The following is a 17,656-nucleotide window of genomic DNA, read 5'->3' on the forward strand; positions in this document are numbered from 1 at the left end:
AGGGATGTCACTGGGAAAATCAAATGGTCGTCGGTTGTCAGCGCTAAGTTTATGCCTGGCGCTGGCTTTTGCTCCACTGTTTAGCGTGCAGGCTGACGAGCCTGAACTCGTGCCGACGGACGGTTCTGCTATGCCCGGCGATGCTTCACAGGTGCTGGTTCAGGTCGATAGCCAGGCACCCGCCGTGGCGATGATGACTGGCCTCCAGCCGTTGCCGGAAGGGGCCGCAGCCAAAAGCCGGGCAGATATTCAATCGCTCCTGCCAGCAAACTACACGCCGGTTTACATGAATCAGCTCTCGGCGCTTTATGCCGCCAGAGCGATGAAGCCGATGTGGGAGAACCGCGAAGCCGTTCAGGCGTTTCAGCAGCAGCTTGCTGAAGTGGCTATTGCTGGCTTCCAGCCTCAGTTTACGCAGTGGGTTGAACTGCTCACCGACCCGGCCGTCACCGGTATGGCGCGTGATGCGGTGCTTTCCGATGCGATGATGGGCTATCTCCATTTCATCAGTAACATTCCGATGCAGGGCAACCGCTGGCTGTACAGCGATAAGCCTTATACGCTTGCCACGCCTCCGCTGTCGGTCATCAGCCAGTGGCAGCTGGCGCTGGACAACGGCGCGCTGACGCAGTTTGTTGCAAGCCTTGCTCCGCAACACCCGCAATATGCTGCGATGCATCAGGCATTGCTGGCGCAGCTGACGGATTCGCGTCCCTGGCCGCAGCTCACCAGCACCACCAAACTTTCACCAGGCCAGTGGAGCAAAGATATTCCGGCACTGCGCGAGATCCTGCAGCGTACTGGCATGATGGATTCCACACCCAATATTGCGCTGCCGGGCGACGTGGTCAGCCCGTCTGCCCAGCCTGCAAAGAAATCTAAAGCCAACAGTGCCGCCCCCGCCGTTTACGACAGACAGCTGGTAGAGGCGGTGAAGCGCTTCCAGACATGGCAAGGCCTGGGCGCGGATGGCGTCATAGGTCAGTCAACTCGCGACTGGCTGAACGTCAGCCCGGCACAGCGTGCGGGCGTTCTGGCGCTTAACATTCAGCGTTTGCGCCTGCTGCCAGGTAAATTGTCGACCGGGATCATGGTGAATATTCCTGCCTACTCATTGGTCTATTACCTTGATGGTAATCAGGTGCTGGATTCCCGCGTCATCGTCGGGCGTCCGGATCGCAAAACGCCGATGATGAGCAGCGCGCTCAATAACGTGGTGGTCAATCCGCCGTGGAACGTGCCGCCGACGCTTGCGCGCAAGGATATTCTGCCGAAGGTTCAGAATGACCCCGGCTATCTGGAGCAGCACGGCTACACAATGATGCGCGGCTGGAACAGCAAGGAAACCATCAATCCTTATCACGTCGACTGGTCAACGATCACTGCCTCAAACCTGCCGTTCCGCTTCCAGCAGGCGCCGGGTGCGCGAAACTCCTTAGGTCGGTACAAGTTCAATATGCCGAGTTCCGATGCCATTTATCTGCACGATACGCCGAACCACAATCTGTTCCAGAAAGACACAAGAGCGTTGAGTTCAGGGTGCGTGCGCGTCAATAAGGCCTCGGAGCTGGCTAACATGCTGTTGCAGGATGCAGGCTGGAATGACACGCGCATCTCTGATGCGTTAAAGCAGGGAGATACTCGCTACGTGAACATCCGCCAGAGTATTCCGGTGAATCTCTATTATCTGACAGCGTTTGTTGGGGCAGACGGAAAGGCGCAATATCGTACAGATATTTACAATTACGATCTCACCGCGCGATCTGGCGCACAAATTTTGCCAAAAGCGGAAAAATTAATCAGATAAATGAAGACGTTCAGATAATCCAGGTGTCGTAAGAAGGAGTTGTGATGGGCCCAAATTGCTACAGGGCCCGGATTGACTGGGGTTAGGGAGCCTTGACGTCACGTCTTTCGGCAGTTAAGGTGCCCTTCGTGCGCCAGAAGTGCATAAATAACGACCACTGACTTGTAGACCTGATTATCATGGACAAATTTGACGCTAATCGCCGCAAACTGCTGGCGTGGGGTGGTGTTGCGCTGGGCGCAGCGGCCATTCTGCCGACGCCTGCGTTTGCCACCCTCTCGACACCTCGTCCGCGTATTTTGACGCTCAATAACCTGCACACCGGTGAGTCGCTCAAAGCGGAGTTTTTCGATGGCAGAGGCTATATTCAGGATGAATTAGCAAGACTGAACCATTTTTTCCGTGATTTTCGCGCGAATAAAATAAAATCCATCGATCCAGCATTGTTTGACCATCTTTACCGTCTTCAGGGACTGTTGGGGACCAACAAGCCCGTGCAGCTTATTTCCGGCTATCGTTCGTTAGATACCAATGATGAACTGCGCGCTCGTAGCCGCGGTGTGGCGAAACACAGCTATCACACTAAAGGCCAGGCGATGGATTTTCATATTGAAGGCGTTTCGTTAAGCAATATTCGCAAAGCTGCGTTATCTATGCGCGCCGGTGGTGTAGGATACTACCCACGTAGCAACTTTGTGCATATTGATACCGGGCCAGTCAGGACCTGGTAACGAAACAGGAGCATCATGAACTATCGTATTATTCCGGTAACGGCTTTCGCGCAAAACTGCTCGCTCATCTGGTGCGAGCAGACAAAACTTGCCGCTTTGGTTGATCCTGGCGGCGATGCTGAGCGTATTAAAGAGGAAGTAGCTGCCACAGGCGTCACGCTGATGCAGATTCTGCTGACCCACGGTCATCTGGATCATGTGGGCGCCGCAGCAGAACTGGCACAGCACTACGGTGTGCCGGTTATCGGGCCGGAAAAAGAAGATGAGTTCTGGCTCCAGGGGCTGCCGGCGCAAAGCCGGATGTTTGGCCTCGAAGATTGTCAGCCATTAACGCCAGATCGCTGGCTGAATGAAGGTGATTTTGTGAGCGTCGGCAACGTCAGCCTGCAGGTGCTACACTGCCCGGGCCACACGCCGGGCCACATTGTTTTTTATGACGCGGCTTCGCAGCTGCTGATTTCAGGCGATGTCATTTTCAAAGGAGGGGTAGGGCGAAGTGACTTCCCGCGTGGCGATCATGGGCAGCTTATCGATTCGATAAAACGTAAATTGTTGCCGCTGGGGGATGAGGTGAGCTTTATTCCGGGCCACGGCCCAATGTCGACGCTTGGCTATGAGCGTTTACATAACCCTTTCCTGCAGGATGAGATGCCGGTCTGGTAAATAGCTGACCCAAGCATAAATAAAAAAGGCCGCAAAGCGGCCTTTTTTATTGGCTGGGTTACAGCACAGCGACGATGGCTTCACACAGCGGCGCCATGTTATCCGGCGTCATTCCGGCAACGTTGATACGACCGGAAGCAACGGCGTATACGCCGAACTCTTCACGCAGGCGAAGAACCTGCTCTTTGGTCAGGCCGCTGAACGAGAACATGCCGTTCTGTTTGGTGATAAAGCTGAAATTGCGATCCGCACCTTTCTCAGCCAGCGTGTTTACAAACAGCAGGCGCATACGCTGGATGCGCTGACGCATGTCGGTCAACTCCTGTTCCCAGATAGCGCGCAGTGCATCATTGCTGAGAATAGTTGCTACGACCGCCGCGCCGTGAGCCGGTGGGTTCGAGTAGTTGGCGCGAATGGCGGCTTTCATCTGGCTGAAGGCGCGATCGGCGGTTTCTGCATCAGCGCATACCAGCGTACAGGCACCTACACGTTCGTTATAGAGGCCGAAGTTTTTCGAGAAGGAGCTGGCAACCAGCAGCTCTTTGTGGACGGCAGCGAAAACGCGCAGGCCTTCAGCATCTTCTTCCAGTCCGCGGGCAAAGCCCTGGTAGGCGAAGTCAAACAGAGGCAGCCAGCCTTTTTCGACGGACAGTTTTGCCAGCTGCTCCCACTGCTCCAGCGTCGGATCGATCCCGGTCGGGTTATGGCAGCAGCCATGGAACAATACCACATCGCCCGCCTGTGCTTCGTTGAGGCTTGCCAGCACGCCGTTGAAATCCAGTGCGTGCTGCTCGGCATTGTAATAGGTGTATTCACGAACCTCGAGACCCGCCGAGTTGAACACGCTTTTGTGATTCGGCCAGCTTGGGTTGCTGACCCACACGCGTTTTACGGCAGTGTTTTTAGCAAGGAAATCCGCCGCTACGCGCAATGCGCCTGTGCCACCAGGGGTCTGGGCGGTACGTGCACGTTTGTCGGTAACAATTACGTTGCCTTTTCCGAACAGCAGCTCCTGAGTGCAGCGGCCAAATTCCGGAATGCCATCAATGCCGAGGTAGTTTTTGGTGGTTTCATTTTCCAGCAGATAAAGCTCCGCTTTTTTTACGCTGGTCAGAACCGGGGTCTTTCCGGTTTCATCTTTGTAAACACCAATTCCGAGGTTGATTTTACCCGGACGGTCATCAGCACGAAACAGATCGGCAAGACCCAAAATGGGATCGGCTGGGGCAGCTGTAATGTTCTCAAACATGACGAGGTTCCATTGTGGTTACGGAAGGGAAATCCGCTATCAGGTTAACGGGAGATTTACGAAAAGCCAACCGTTTGCACTAAAAAGCGAGGGGCTTTTCGAAAGTCACCATTTTTGACTGGCAGACATGAAAAAACAGGGCCGAAGCCCTGTTTTTCAAGCATATAACAAAGTGGCGTACTGATTAGAACTGGTAAGTCACACCGACTGCCGCCATGTCGTCATTGCCGTTGATGCCGCCAACAGACTGTACGTAGTCGCTGTCTTTGTCGAGCAGGTTGATGTAGTAGTCAGCCCACACGTTGAAGTTTTTGTTGAAGTAGTAAGTACCGCCAACCTGGATGAATTTAGCCAGGTCTGCATCGCCACCACCGAAGGTGCCAGAGGCTGGCAGGTCTTTACCTTTAGTCTGAACGTAAGAGATAGCTGGACGCAGGCCGAAGTCGAACTGATACTGTGCAACCACTTCGAAGTTTTGGGTTTTGTTGGCGAAGTTGCCTTCATTGTCCAGAGTGGTGTTCAGTGTTTCAGCGTAGGTTGCTGCCAGGTAGATGTTGTTCGCGTCATATTTCGCACCCAGACCCCATGCCTGAGCGTGGTCACCGTTACCATCCTGTTTCTGGGCGATAGTACGGTTAGCATTGCTGTAAGAACCGACTACGCCGAAGCCTTCACCGAAGTCGTAACCCAGGGAGTAGCCTACGCCGTCACCGTTAGCAGCTGTTACATCGCTACGCTCGTTTTTACCCTGGTACTGTACGCCGAAGTGCAGACCGTCAACCAGACCGAAGAAGTCGTTGTTACGGTAGGTCAGCAGACCGGTGCTACGGCTGGTCATGAAGTTGTCAACGTGGTTACCCGCCCAGGTCATACCGGAGAAGGATGGTGCCATATCGGTGTAAGAACCCACATCGTAAACGATGCCGTAGTTACGACCGTAGTCGATAGCACCCGCGTCAGCGATTTTCAGACCTGCAAAGGCCAGACGGTTTTTGTTCGCCTGAGAACCTTCTGGGGTGTTCGCCATCGCACGGTATTCCCACTGGCCGTAACCGGTCAGTTGGTCGTTGATCTGAGTTTCGCCTTTGAAACCGATCTGAGCATAAGTGCCATCGGTGCTGCTGGTATTGTCACCAGAAGTAACGAAATCATGCTCGCCGTTAACTTTGCCGTAGAAGTCCAGCTTGTTACCGCTTTTGTTATAGATTTCTGCTGCGTTTGCCGCACCAGCTACCAGCAGGGCAGGGATCACCACTGCCAGAATATTGCGCTTCATCATTATTTATTACCCTCATTGGTTTTTTTATTGACACTCGCCACTGCCGCCAATGAATTCCGTCAATAAAAATTTACGGAACTATTGATGAGAGTTTGGTGTCTTTCTGTGTCTGACAGGCATATTTCCATTCATGACACCGTTTCGCTAGCCGGAAAGTGCTACAAAGGTCGTAACTGAGTAACAAAAAGAAATAATATGTAATAAATTGTGTAAAACAGGGAACTTTGTGAACCACCTCAAATTTCCTCGTCGACCGCTGAATTAATCATCGAACCGTTATCTATCTATATGAAATGCTTATTTTAATTTTTAATAAGGGCCTTTCTTATCTAAGAATGCTTCTCATCTCACTTTTTCTTATGACGCAAAGTTAGCTTTTCGTGCGCGTTGCTGATGGTTACTTCGTGTGCTAAGTGAATGTGTTTTACTTAAGCGCCACTGGAGTAATGCGGGAAATATGTGCGGAATTATTACAGGACATGGGGTGTAACATTTTGGTTAAGATATGCGGTTGACCTTTAACTTTGTAGAAATTTGTTAACAAAACCTGACACAGGCCAAAAAAAGCCAGCACAGGTGCTGGCTTTCGATACTGAGTAAAATCAGAAGCTGGCGTTGCGCGGGGTGCGCGGGAATGGAATCACGTCACGTACGTTCTGCACACCGGTCACGTAAGCAATCAGACGCTCAAAACCAAGGCCAAAGCCGGCGTGCGGTACGGTGCCATAACGGCGCAGGTCACGATACCAGCCATAGTCTTCCTTATTGAGGCCCATTTCAGCCAGGCGCGCATCAAGCACGTCCAGACGCTCTTCACGCTGCGAACCACCAATGATCTCACCAATGCCCGGAGCCAGAACGTCCATTGCGGCGACGGTTTTACCGTCATCGTTAAGGCGCATATAGAAAGCCTTGATGTCTTTCGGATAGTTTTTCACTACGACTGGCGCTTTAAAGTGTTTCTCTGCCAGATAGCGCTCATGCTCGGAAGAAAGATCCACGCCCCAGAACACCGGGTTCTCGAAGGTCTGACCGCAGTTTTCAAGGATGGTGATCGCGTCGGTGTAATCCACCTGGGCGAAGTCCGCTTCCACGAAACGTTCCAGACGGGTGATTGCATCCTGGTCAACGCGCTCGGCGAAGAACTTCATGTCATCAGCACGTTCTTCCAGTACCGCCTTGAAGACGTACTTCAGCATGGCTTCTGCCAGTGCGGCGTTATCTTCCAGATCGGCAAACGCCACTTCTGGCTCCAGCATCCAGAACTCTGCCAGATGGCGGCTGGTGTTGGAGTTTTCCGCACGGAAGGTTGGGCCGAAGGTATAAACCTTCGACAGCGCACAGGCGTATGTTTCGGCGTTCAGCTGGCCGGAAACGGTCAGGAAAGACTCACGGCCAAAGAAATCTTTGTCGTAATCTACTTTGCCCTGGTCGTTACGCGGCAGGTTTTCCAGATCCAGCGTCGACACGCGGAACATCTCACCCGCGCCTTCAGTATCGGAGGCGGTGATCAGCGGGGTAGACACCCAGAAATAGCCCTGTTCGTGGAAGAAACGATGTAATGCTTGCGCCAGGGTGTGACGTACGCGAGCCACTGCACCAATCAGGTTGGTACGCGGGCGCAGGTGCGCGACTTCACGCAGATACTCAATGCTGTGACGTTTCGCAGCCATTGGGTAAGTGTCCGGATCTTCGACCCAACCGGTCACTTCAACCTGAGTGGCCTGAATTTCGAAGCTCTGACCTTGACCCTGAGATGCCACGACTTTGCCGGTGACAATCACGGAGCAGCCGGTGGTCAGGCGCAGGATTTCCTGATTGTAATTGGGCAGAGAATTATTGATGACGGCCTGTACTGGATCAAAGCAGGAACCGTCATAGACGGCGAGGAAGGAAAAGCCAGCTTTTGAATCTCGACGGGTACGCACCCATCCGCGCACGGTGACTTCGCTGTCAACGGCTACGCGGCCCTGGAGTACGTCGGCTACAGGCACAACGCTCATAGTTATCTCTCTGTTAGTAATCCGAATAATGTTGTCTCTTTCCACCCTTTATAAAAAGGGGGCTCTCTATGTTACCTGTCATCTTTTAACAGACAAGCGGAAATCGCAGGGAGACGAGGAGAATTGAGAAAATAATAAGAAGAAGGGAGCCCCGAAGGCTCCCTTTTGCGGATTAGCTGGCTTTTTTGACCTGAGGCAGGTCAAAGGCTTTGCGTAACGCCCGGACGAAGGCCTTATCGTGACAGATGGTTTTCCCCGGGCTGTCGGAGAGTTTAGCCACCGGCTTCCCGTTACATTCCACCAGTTTAATCACGATATTCAGCGGTTTCACCTGTGGGATATCGCACGTCAGGCGCGTACCGATCCCGAAGCTCAGATTCACTCGTGAGGAGAAGTGACGGTAAAGCTCAATGGCCTTATTCAGGTCGAGATTGTCGGAAAACACCAGCACTTTACTCATCGGATCGATACCGAGCTTCTGGTAATGCGCGATAGCTTTTTCCCCCCACTCAACCGGATCCCCGGAGTCGTGACGCAGGCCCTGATAACGCTCGGCAAACTCCGGGCCGAAGTCCCGCAGGAAGGCATCCATCGTGATGCAATCGGTCAGCGCAATGCCAAGCTGGTCTGGATATTCTTCAAGCCAGGCAGCAAGCGCCACGCGTTGGCTTGTAGCCAGTTCAGGGCTGATTTGCTGATGAGCCTGGAACCACTCGTGCGCCTGGGTGCCCATTGGCTCAAGGGAGAGACGGCGAGCCAGATCGTAGTTGCTGGTGCCGATGAACCATTTCTCCTGCTGAAGACGTTCGACAATCGCCTGCTGCACTTCGCGGGAAAAACGACGGCGGGTACCGAAATCCATCAGACGGAAGCCTGACATATCGATATCCTGGGTCAGCTTATTGAATTCTACGAGTTTGCGTTCCAGCGTTTCCAGAGCAAGGTCAACACCTGCTTCCGGTGAACGGTAACGGTGCACCAGCTCGCTGATCACGGCCAGCAGCGGCACTTCCCACATGATCACTTCGCGCCACGGGCCACTGATGCGAATATTCAGTTTACCATTGTCGTTGCGAACGACGACCTGCTGTGGGTTGTAGCGGAACTCGCGTAGCCAGCTGAGATAGTCCGACTTAAAAAACGGCAGGCCAGACAACCACTGAAACTCGTCGTCCTGCAGCCGTAGCGACTGCATCGCTTCGACTTGTTCACGAATGGCGTCTGCATAAATTCCAAGCAGGTCGTCACCGCGGCAGCGGAATTCTGCAGCTACCTGCACATCATAATAATGATGGAAGACGGCCTGCTGCATATGCAGCTTATAAGCATCTGTATCAAGCAGAGTCTGCAGAACAGGGGAAGCGAATTGTGTCATGGTGCGCAATAGCGTCCTCATAAAGGAGCGTTTAGTACAATAAACAACGGCTGAAACCGCAGGAGTATACCTTGTTTATCGATTTATTGAACCCCGATCACACCACAAGGTGCCAGACGGGTCGAGGGCAAATCGTGCCGCGTGTTATCAATATGTAGCAATTTACGTGTTTGCCCCTGAAAAGATGAACATTCTGCGTAGCGCCAAAGTAACAACAGGAATAGACTGAAGCCGACATTTACAAAAGATGCTAAAGGTTTTTTATGACACAACAGCCCCAAGCCAAATACCGCCACGACTACCGTGAGCCGGAATACCTGATCAGCGATATCGACCTGACCTTTGACCTGGATGCCGCAAAAACCGTCGTGACGGCCGTCAGCCAGATTACCCGTCACGCTGCGTCTGCCACGCCACTGCGTCTCAACGGCGAAGACCTAACGCTGGTTTCACTGCAGGTCAACGACCAGCCGTGGAGTGACTATAAAGAAGAAAACAACCAGCTGGTGATCGACGGCCTGCCGGAGCGTTTTGAACTGCGCATCGTCAACGAAATCAGCCCGGCGGCCAACACCGCGCTGGAAGGGCTTTATCAGTCCGGCGAAGCGCTTTGCACGCAGTGTGAAGCGGAAGGGTTCCGCCATATCACCTGGTATCTCGACCGTCCGGACGTGCTGGCGCGTTTTACCACCAAAATTATCGCCGATAAGAGCAAGTACCCTTATCTGCTGTCCAACGGCAACCGCGTTGCTGAAGGCGAACTTGAAAACGGTCGTCACTGGGTACAGTGGCAGGATCCGTTCCCGAAGCCGTGCTACCTGTTCGCGCTGGTGGCCGGTGATTTCGACGTCCTGCGTGATAAATACGTCACCCGTTCTGGCCGCGAAGTGGCGCTGGAGCTGTTCGTCGATCGCGGCAATCTTGACCGCGCGCCGTGGGCGATGACTTCGCTTATCAACTCCATGAAGTGGGACGAAGAGCGTTTTGGTCTCGAATATGACCTCAACATCTATATGATTGTCGCCGTCGACTTCTTCAATATGGGCGCGATGGAGAATAAAGGCCTCAACGTCTTTAACTCTAAATACGTATTGGCACGTACTGACACCGCTACGGACAAAGATTATCTCGATATCGAACGCGTTATTGGTCATGAGTATTTCCACAACTGGACCGGTAACCGCGTTACCTGCCGCGACTGGTTCCAACTGAGCCTGAAAGAGGGCTTAACCGTATTCCGCGATCAGGAGTTCAGTTCAGACCTCGGTTCGCGTGCGGTCAACCGCATCAACAACGTGCGCACTATGCGCGGTATGCAGTTTGCCGAAGACGCAAGCCCAATGGCTCACCCGATTCGCCCGGACATGGTCATCGAAATGAACAACTTCTACACACTGACGGTGTATGAGAAGGGTTCAGAAGTGATCCGTATGCTGCATACGCTGCTGGGTGAAGAGAACTTCCAGAAAGGGATGCAGCTGTACTTTGAGCGCCACGATGGCAGTGCCGCCACCTGCGACGATTTTGTGCAGGCGATGGAAGACGCTTCTAACGTCGATCTCTCCCATTTCCGCCGCTGGTACAGCCAGTCCGGTACGCCGGTGGTGACCGTTCATGACGACTACAACCCGGAGACGGAACAGTATACGCTGACCATCAAACAGCACACGCCGCCGACCGCCGAACAGCAGGAAAAGCAGCCTCTGCACATTCCGTTCGATATCGAACTGTATGACAACGAAGGCAACGTGATCCCGCTGCAGAAGGGCGGCCATTCGGTACACAACGTGCTCAACGTCACTCAGGCCGAGCAGACGTTTATCTTCGATAACGTCTATTTCCAGCCGGTGCCGTCGCTGCTGCGTGAATTCTCTGCGCCGGTTAAGCTGGAATATAAATGGAGCGATCAGCAGCTCACCTTCCTGATGCGTCATGCCCGCAACGACTTCTCCCGCTGGGATGCGGCGCAGAGTTTGCTCGCAACCTACATCAAGCTTAACGTCAATCGCCACCAGCAGCATCAGCCGCTCTCCCTGCCGGTTCACGTGGCCGATGCCTTCCGCGCTATCTTGCTGGATGAGAAAATCGACCCGGCGCTTGCGGCGGAAATCCTGACGCTGCCTTCGGTGAATGAAATTGCTGAGCTGTTCGAGATTATCGATCCGGTGGCGATTGCGACGGTACGCGAAGCGCTGACCCGCACGCTGGCTACCGAGCTGGCAGATGAGTTCCTCGCGGTTTATAACGCCAACAAGCTCAATGCTTATCGTGTTGAACATGCGGATATCGGCAAGCGTTCTCTGCGTAATACCTGCCTGCGCTACCTGGCGTTTGGCGATGCAGAACTGGCGGATAAGCTGGTGACGCATCAGTATCATCACGCGGATAACATGACGGATGCCCTTGCTGCGCTGGCTGCCGCGGTTGCCGCACAGCTGCCGTGCCGCGATGCGCTGATGCAGGAATATGATGACAAATGGCACCATGACGGCCTGGTGATGGACAAGTGGTTTATTTTGCAAGCCACCAGCCCGGCGGAAAACGTGCTGGAAACCGTGCGTGGTCTGCTGAATCACCGCTCGTTTACCCTGAGCAACCCGAACCGTATTCGTTCGCTGATTGGCGCGTTTGCAATGAGCAACCCGGCGGCGTTCCATGCGCAGGACGGCAGCGGTTATCAGTTCCTGGCAGAAATGCTGACCGAGCTGAACAGCCGTAACCCGCAGGTGGCTTCTCGTCTGATTGAGCCGTTAATTCGCCTGAAGCGTTACGATGCTGCCCGTCAGGAAAAAATGCGTGTGGCGCTGGAGCAGCTGAAAGGGCTGGAGAATCTCTCAGGCGATCTGTTCGAGAAAATCAGCAAAGCGTTAGCGTAATACAGTGCCGGAGGGCGCTGCGCTTATCCGGCCTGGATTCTCTGGTTGAGATTTTACAGGCCGGGCAAGGCGTAGCCGCCGTCCGGCATTTTTATCCCTGCCTTCTGACTCGCGTGTCTGCTTCACCCCGCTTCATCACCCGATCCAATACCTCAGCCTCCAGCTCCGCCAGGTGAGCAGAGCCTTTTCGTCGTGGGCGAGGAATATCAATCGTCAGATCCAGCCCAATTTTGCCTTCTTCTATCAGCAGCACGCGATCGGCCAGCGCCACTGCTTCGCTGACATCATGCGTCACCAGCACCACGGTAAACCCCTGGCTTAGCCACAGTGATTCAATTAAATCCTGCATTTCAAGGCGGGTGAGGGCGTCGAGCGCGCCGAGCGGTTCATCCAGCAGCAACAGACCCGGACGATGAATCAGCGCGCGTGCCAGCGCCACGCGTTGCTTTTGCCCACCTGATAGCGCGGCGGGCCACTCTCTGGCTCTTTCTTCGAGACCGACAGAAGCAAGCGTTGTGAGGGCGTTATCGCGCCAGTTCCCTTTCAGCCCGAGGCCAACGTTATCGATGACGGTTTTCCAGGGCAGCAGGCGTGCGTCCTGAAACATCATGCGTGTTTCCTGCTGGCTGGCGCTTAAAGGGCCGTTACCTGCCAGCAGTTCACCCGCATTGGGTTGCTCTAACCCGGCAAGCAGGCGCAACAATGTGCTTTTGCCGCCGCCGCTGCGGCCAACTACCGCCACAAACTGGCCGGCAGGAATGTGCAGATTAAGTTCATTCAGCACGTTGTTCGTGCCGTAGCGCTTGCCTATGCCATTCAGCAATAGGGGGATACCGGGATTCAGACGTGCTGTGTTCATACCGTCGTCTCCTGAAGTTGATAAGCTGGGTTCCAGCGCAGCCAGACGCGCTCCAGGAGCTGTGCGCTGATGTCAGCAAGTTTGCCGAGCAGGGCATAAAGGATAATGGCGACCACCACCACGTCCGTTTGCAGGAATTCGCGGGCGTTCATGGCCAGATAGCCGATACCGGAGTTAGCGGAAATGGTTTCTGCAACAATCAGCGTCAGCCACATCAGGCCAAGCGCAAAGCGCACACCGACCATAATCGACGGCAATGCGCCCGGCAGTACCACGTGCCGGAACAGGGCAAAGCCGGACAGCCCATAGCTGCGCGCCATCTCCAGCAGACCGCGGTCAATATTACGGATACCGTGCCAGGTGTTGATGTAGATCGGAAACAGCGTGCCGAGCGCCACGAGGAAAATTTTGGCGCTCTCGTCGATACCGAACCACAGGATCACCAGTGGGATCAGGGCCAGATGGGGCACGTTACGCAGCATCTGAATGGACGTATCCAGCAGGCGCTCGCCCCAGCGCGACAGGCCGCTGATAAGCCCCAGTACCAGCCCTATTGATCCCCCAATCGAAAAGCCGATCAGCGCCCGCCATGAGCTGATCGCCAGATGCTGCCACAGCTCGCCGCTGGCCGATAACGACCAGAAAGCTTCAACGACGCCCTCGGGTGAAGGCAGGATCCGGTTTGACAGCCAGCCGGTTACCGAGGCGATTTGCCAGACGATTACGATGCCCACCGGCAGCAGCCAGGGGGCAACGCGCAGCAGCCATTTGTTTGCAGGCGTTGCCATAGATACTCCTTAGCTCTGTGCGACTTTGCGGGGCAGGAAATCATTGGCCACGGCTTCGCCCTGAAGCTGCAAAGCCTGCGGTTGAGGAATGGCCGGAATCGCGACGTCTAAGTGCGGGAACAGCAGTTCGCCGACTTTGTAAGCCTCTTCAAGATGCGGATAGCCGGAAAGCACGAAGCTGTCGATACCTAACGCCGCGTATTCATTAATGCGTGCCGCAACGGTTGGACCATCGCCAACCAGCGCCGTGCCAGCGCCACCTCGTACCAACCCTACGCCTGCCCAAAGATTCGGGCTGATTTCCAGGTTGCTGCGCCTGCCGCCGTGCAGGGCGGCCATGCGCTGCTGGCCCACGGAATCCGTCCGGGCGAAGGCTGCCTGCGCTTTGGCTATGGTGTCGTCGTCCAGTCGTGAAATCAGGCGGTCGGCAGCGGCCCAGGCTTCAGCATTGGTTTCCCGAACAATAACGTGCAGTCGGATACCGAAACGGACCTTGCGTCCGTGCCTCGCCGCTTTTTCACGGACCTGAGCAATTTTCTCTTTGACCTGTTCAGGCGGTTCGCCCCAGGTCAGGTACAAATCAACCTGTTCGGCCGCCAGCTCCTGAGCGACATCCGATGAACCGCCAAAGTAAAGCGGTGGGCGAGGCTGCTGAACCGGCGGGAACAGCAGTTTTGCCCCCTGTACCTTTTGATACTTGCCGTCAAAATCAACGGTTTCACCTTCCAGCAAACGCCGCCAGATATGGGTGAATTCCGCCGAGGCTTCATAGCGCTCGGTGTGATCGAGGAACACGCCGTCGGCGGCCAGCTCCTGCGGATCGCTGCCGGTGACGAGGTTGAACAGCGCCCGGCCATTAGAAAGCCTGTCGAGCGTCGCCGCCTGTCGTGCAGCAACGGTTGGTGAGATGACGCTTGGGCGCAGCGCTACCAGGAACTTAAGCCGCTTCGTTACCGGGATCATTGATGCGGCGACCAGCCAGGCATCCTCACAGGAGCGGCCCGTCGGGATCAGCACGCCGGTAAAGCCGATCCGGTCTGCGGCTTGAGCAATCTGTTGCAGATAATCATGGTCAACCGGGCGGGCCTGTTCATCGCTGCCCAGATAGTGGCCATCGCCATGGGTTGGTAAAAACCAGAACATATTCAGACTCATGATTTCGCTCCTTGTACGGAAGTGGGCTGCCAGATACGGCTTTTGATATCAACTTTTTTGGGCACCAGACGGTTATCGTAGAAGAGGTCGGCGGTTTGCTGCTGGCGGCGGGCGGTTTCTTCGCTGACTGGCCCAATCACCGTCGGCGGGCGATGACTCAGGTAGCTGGCAATCACGGCTTCCGGCAGGCCCATAGTTTTCGCCAGCAGCGCGGTGCTCTGCTGACGCTGGCTGATGGTCAGCGCGTCTGCCTCGCTGAAGGTATCCAGCACGCCTTTAACAAAGGCACTGTTTTTTTCGGCATACGGACGGGAGGCGAGATAGAACGAGCCGGTTTGCTTCAGCTCACTGCCATCCGTTAAGACGCGAACGCCGCCCTGCAATAATGCCGCGGAGTAGTAAGGATCCCATATAGCCCATGCATCAACGTTCCCCTGCTGGAAGGCGGCGCGGGCATCGGCTGGGGTCAGATAGGTTGGCTGGATATCCGCAAATTTCAGGCCTGCCAGCTGCAATGCGCGAAGCACTAAGTTGTGCGAGCTGGAGCCTTTCTGGAACGCGACCTTGTGGCCTTTCAGATCGGCTACGGTTTTAATCGGGCTGTTTTCCGGAACCAGAATAACCTCTGCTTTCGGCTTCGCCGGTTCCGCCCCGACATACACCAGATCGGCCCCGGCAGCCTGAGCGAATATCGGCGGAATATCGCCGGTGCTGCCCAAATCAATGCTGCCGACGTTCAGCGCTTCCAGCATTTGTGGGCCCGCGGGAAATTCAACCCAGGAAATGTTGGTATTCGGGTAGCGTTTTTCGAGCAGCTCGTGGCTTTTGGCCAGCACCATACTGACGCTGCCTTTCTGGTAACCGATACGTAATGCATCCGGAGCCGGCTCGGCAGCCTGACTCCAGGCAGACAGTGTCAACAAACCGGTCAGGGCAAGCGTACGAATGCGCGGACGGAACAGGTTAAACATGGGCGGCTCCTTGCTTAAGATGAAAAGCCGGGACGCGAATGTCGCGGCGATGCAGCGCCTGCCAGAAGGTTTCCAGGGCGCTGTCGAGGCGTTTTTCGAGGTTGGGGCTGAACTGCGGTTTGTGCTGATAGTCCTGCACCTGGCTGTCGTCGGCGAACACGCCGTGCAAAATTTCCTGCGCCTTCAGCGCGTTAAGCACCGGTTTCAGGGCGTAATCCACCGCCAGCATATGCGCCACGGTTCCGCCGGTCGCCAGCGGTAGCACGATTTTTCCTTCCAGTGCGCGCTCCGGAAGCAGATCGAGCAGGGTTTTTAGCGCGCCGGAAAAGGAGGCTTTGTAAACCGGCGTGGCGACAATCAGCCCGTCTGCCTGGGCCAGCTGTTCAGTCAGCGTTTGCAGGGCGGGGCTGTCAAAACGGGCATACAGAAGATCTTCAGGCTCGAAGTTTTGCAGATGCCAGTGGAAGACCTCTACATCCACACGTGAGAGGGTATCTCTGGCATATTCCAGCAGAGCGCTGGAGCGTGAGGGAAAACGCGGACTGCCCGCTATCGTAATGACGCGCATACACACTCCTTATAACCAAATGTTTGCTTTTATCTAACATTGATAACAATAAGGCGAGTGTGTCAGAGGGCAGGGCGTTCATTAAATGATTTATCCGGCACTCGTTTGCTGAAAAGTGAAAATAAGTAAACGTTTGCGCATAACGTGGCATTTTTTGCCGCAGGTCAATTCCCTTTCGTAGCTGGATAGAACATAATACGCCCCCGGTTTGCTACCGGGAATCCAGGAGAGTTCATGTACTACCCCTTCGTTCGTAAAGCCCTTTTCCAGCTCGATCCAGAGCGCGCTCATGAATTAACGTTTCAACAATTACGCCGTGTGACAGGCACGCCCCTTGAAGCGCTGGTGCGCCAGAAAGTGCCGGCAAAGCCGGTGACCTGCATGGGCCTGCAGTTTAAGAACCCACTGGGATTAGCCGCAGGGCTTGATAAAAACGGGGAGTGCATCGATGTGCTTGGCGCGATGGGCTTTGGCTCCATCGAAGTCGGTACCGTCACGCCACGCCCGCAGCCGGGAAATGACAAGCCGAGGATCTTCCGCCTGGTCGATGCCGAAGGTCTGATCAACCGGATGGGTTTCAATAATCACGGCGTTGATAACCTGGTTGAGAACGTAAAAAAAGCCCACTTTGATGGCGTGCTCGGCATTAATATCGGCAAGAACAAAGACACGCCGGTGGAGCAAGGTAAAGATGACTATCTGATTTGTATGGAAAAAGTCTATGCCTATGCCGGTTATATTGCGGTGAATATTTCATCGCCAAATACCCCAGGCCTGCGTACGCTGCAATATGGTGAGGCGCTGGACGATCTCTTATCGGCGATTAAAAATAAGCAAAACGAACTGCAATCTGTGCACCATAAATATGTGCCAGTGGCGGTGAAGATCGCACCGGATCTTTCACCTGAAGAATTGATCCAGGTGGCCGACAGTTTAGTTCGCCATAATATTGATGGTGTTATTGCCACCAATACCACCCTCGATCGTTCACTTGTCCAGGGAATGAAACATTGTGATGAAACCGGTGGTTTAAGCGGTCGCCCATTACAGCTAAAAAGTACGGAAATTATTCGCCTGCTGTCAGCGGAATTAAATGGTCGCCTGCCGATTATCGGCGTGGGCGGTATCGATTCTGTGATGGCGGCCCGCGAGAAGATGGCCGCCGGTGCTACGCTAATACAGATCTATTCCGGGTTTATTTTTAAAGGCCCACCGCTGATTAAAGAAATCGTTACTCATATCTAATCTTTCCTGCGCAAATTCCAACCGGGGCTTTATTTCTGGCCCTGGTTGTTTTATATTCCACCAATGTTGCTAATTTAAACTTTATGG

14 protein-coding genes are annotated in these 17,656 nt (G+C 54.5%); 5 read left to right on the forward strand and 9 right to left on the reverse strand.

Annotation, left to right across the window (positions count from 1 at the left end):
- Window positions 1-4 precede the first annotated feature (4 nt).
- From ldtD to RTU33_RS14800, 3 genes are all read left to right on the forward strand, one after another.
- The gene (gene ldtD / locus RTU33_RS14790) at window positions 5-1,807 is read left to right on the forward strand and encodes a L,D-transpeptidase (RefSeq protein WP_312628345.1); all 1,803 of its coding nucleotides are present in this window, start codon (window positions 5-7) and stop codon (window positions 1,805-1,807) included.
- Between the two features lie 179 nt (window positions 1,808-1,986).
- Window positions 1,987-2,538: a YcbK family protein gene (locus RTU33_RS14795; RefSeq protein WP_312628347.1), complete on the forward strand. Its 552-nt coding sequence runs from the start codon at window positions 1,987-1,989 to the stop codon at window positions 2,536-2,538.
- Window positions 2,539-2,553: 15 nt separating this feature from the next.
- On the forward strand, window positions 2,554-3,201 hold the full coding sequence (locus tag RTU33_RS14800; RefSeq protein WP_312628349.1) for an MBL fold metallo-hydrolase: 648 nt from the start codon (window positions 2,554-2,556) through the stop codon (window positions 3,199-3,201).
- Between the two features lie 58 nt (window positions 3,202-3,259).
- Here RTU33_RS14800 and RTU33_RS14805 read toward each other — a convergent pair whose 3' ends face one another.
- From RTU33_RS14805 to pncB, 4 genes are all read right to left on the reverse strand, one after another.
- Window positions 3,260-4,450, reverse strand: coding sequence for an amino acid aminotransferase (locus tag RTU33_RS14805; RefSeq protein WP_312628350.1), 1,191 nt, complete (start codon window positions 4,448-4,450; stop codon window positions 3,260-3,262).
- Window positions 4,451-4,634: 184 nt separating this feature from the next.
- Window positions 4,635-5,729, reverse strand: coding sequence for a porin (locus tag RTU33_RS14810; protein ID WP_312628351.1), 1,095 nt, complete (start codon window positions 5,727-5,729; stop codon window positions 4,635-4,637).
- A 602-nt stretch (window positions 5,730-6,331) separates the two neighbouring features.
- Window positions 6,332-7,732, reverse strand: a complete 1,401-nt coding sequence (gene asnS / locus RTU33_RS14815; RefSeq protein ID WP_312628352.1) for an asparagine--tRNA ligase — start codon at window positions 7,730-7,732, stop codon at window positions 6,332-6,334.
- 172 nt (window positions 7,733-7,904) lie between these two features.
- On the reverse strand, window positions 7,905-9,107 hold the full coding sequence (gene pncB / locus RTU33_RS14820) for a nicotinate phosphoribosyltransferase (protein ID WP_312628353.1): 1,203 nt from the start codon (window positions 9,105-9,107) through the stop codon (window positions 7,905-7,907).
- A gap of 263 nt (window positions 9,108-9,370) precedes the next feature.
- On the opposite strand from pncB, the gene pepN reads away from it, so the two are divergent.
- Window positions 9,371-11,983, forward strand: a complete 2,613-nt coding sequence (gene pepN, locus RTU33_RS14825) for an aminopeptidase N (protein WP_312628355.1) — start codon at window positions 9,371-9,373, stop codon at window positions 11,981-11,983.
- 91 nt (window positions 11,984-12,074) lie between these two features.
- Here the strand turns inward: pepN and ssuB are convergent, their stop codons facing one another.
- Genes ssuB through ssuE form a run of 5 tightly spaced genes read right to left on the reverse strand, consistent with a single transcriptional unit; the run spans window position 12,075 to window position 16,324 of the window.
- Window positions 12,075-12,842, reverse strand: coding sequence for an aliphatic sulfonates ABC transporter ATP-binding protein (gene ssuB, locus RTU33_RS14830; protein WP_312628356.1), 768 nt, complete (start codon window positions 12,840-12,842; stop codon window positions 12,075-12,077).
- Window positions 12,839-13,630, reverse strand: coding sequence for an aliphatic sulfonate ABC transporter permease SsuC (ssuC, locus tag RTU33_RS14835; RefSeq protein ID WP_312628357.1), 792 nt, complete (start codon window positions 13,628-13,630; stop codon window positions 12,839-12,841). Before ssuC ends, ssuB begins: the two co-directional genes overlap by 4 nt.
- Before the next feature lie 9 nt (window positions 13,631-13,639).
- The gene (gene ssuD, locus RTU33_RS14840) at window positions 13,640-14,785 is read right to left on the reverse strand and encodes an FMNH2-dependent alkanesulfonate monooxygenase (RefSeq protein WP_312628359.1); all 1,146 of its coding nucleotides are present in this window, start codon (window positions 14,783-14,785) and stop codon (window positions 13,640-13,642) included.
- Window positions 14,782-15,756 carry a sulfonate ABC transporter substrate-binding protein gene (locus RTU33_RS14845; protein WP_409438252.1) on the reverse strand — a complete coding sequence of 325 codons (975 nt, stop codon included), beginning with the start codon at window positions 15,754-15,756 and terminating at the stop codon, window positions 14,782-14,784. Before RTU33_RS14845 ends, ssuD begins: the two co-directional genes overlap by 4 nt.
- On the reverse strand, window positions 15,749-16,324 hold the full coding sequence (gene ssuE / locus RTU33_RS14850) for an NADPH-dependent FMN reductase (RefSeq protein ID WP_312628361.1): 576 nt from the start codon (window positions 16,322-16,324) through the stop codon (window positions 15,749-15,751). The genes RTU33_RS14845 and ssuE overlap by 8 nt, the downstream gene beginning before the upstream one ends.
- Window positions 16,325-16,558: 234 nt before the next feature.
- Here ssuE and pyrD point away from each other — a divergent pair, with 234 nt between their 5' ends.
- Window positions 16,559-17,569: a quinone-dependent dihydroorotate dehydrogenase gene (gene pyrD / locus RTU33_RS14855; protein ID WP_312628363.1), complete on the forward strand. Its 1,011-nt coding sequence runs from the start codon at window positions 16,559-16,561 to the stop codon at window positions 17,567-17,569.
- Window positions 17,570-17,656: the final 87 nt, after the last annotated feature.

The organism is Scandinavium sp. (assembly GCF_032012665.1).
GTDB lineage: Bacteria > Pseudomonadota > Gammaproteobacteria > Enterobacterales > Enterobacteriaceae > Scandinavium.